Below are 1,051 nucleotides of genomic sequence, written 5' to 3' on the forward strand. Positions count from 1 at the left end.
TTGCTCAGCTTTTTCTGCATACAAGGCATCGTCTATATCTTTCGTAGAAGACGAGTCAATGGTAACAAAGGGAAGTTCACAATAGTTTTTACGCCCTTCGCTTAAACCTGCTATCTGTTCTTCTGAAATCGCATCTGCTTGTTCTTGCTCGACTTTGCTCCAGCTTGTTTCCAGGCGGTGCTTCTTGCTGGCATACAATGATTCGATACCGATATCTTGGTCGGTACCAATTAGCTCGACAATGCTTGCTTGTGCTTTCCCTGACTTAAAAGGATGTTGAGTAACCTTGCAGACAACCAGGTCTTTCGCTTTGGCTTTTTTGCGCTTTTGAGGAGGAATAAAAAACCACCGACACATGCCTTGGATATCGGGCTCAACAAAAGCAGCTTTACCCTTCTCTATGTATTTGCCACAAAAGAACTGGGTGTTGCTTTCAATTAGCCTTTCTAATTTAGCGACCTTTTTGTTCTTTGCATCTTTTATGACTTCAACTTCTACTCTATCACCAGGGAGTACGCGCTCCATTTCATCGGGTGGAAGATAAACGTCTCGGTTGGTATCAAGTGTCACAAAACCAAATTTGTAAGCAGAACCTTTAACTGTCCCAATGCAGAGATTGCGACTAGCTTTGATATCTTGCTTGAGTTGCTTGAGTTGATTAAGTGAGTCGAGTTTTAGCATTGATCATACCTGTTGGTGGCAAGAGTGCTGTGTATCGATCCTAGACACACAGCGACATGTTCTTAAGAGTTGGTTGCGAGCGTTAGGAATTCACTACGTGTTGCCTGAGACTGTCTGAAAGCGCCCAGCATAACGGAAGTGTTCATGACTGAATTTTGTTTTTCAACACCGCGCATCATCATACACATATGTTTTGACTCAATGATGACAGCCACACCTTTTGCGCCAGTCACTTGCTGGATTGTTTCAGCCACTTGACGAGTGAGGTTTTCCTGAATCTGGAAGCGTCGCGCATACATGTCGACAATACGAGCAAATTTAGACAGACCCAAAACCTTGCCGTTTGGCAAATAAGCGATATGGCACTTGC

At 43.8% G+C, this 1,051-nt stretch carries 1 protein-coding gene and 1 pseudogene; both read right to left on the bottom strand.

The window, feature by feature from the left end; translation table 11 throughout:
- A pseudogene (locus tag A3735_RS23135) lies at positions 1-681 on the bottom strand (exoribonuclease R); the annotation flags it as partial.
- A gap of 62 nt (positions 682-743) precedes the next feature.
- Positions 744-1,051: GTP cyclohydrolase I (gene folE, locus A3735_RS23140; RefSeq protein WP_197485995.1), on the bottom strand; the 308-nt coding region annotated here is incomplete at its 5' end.

The sequence above is a fragment of the Oleiphilus sp. HI0061 genome (assembly GCF_001635675.1).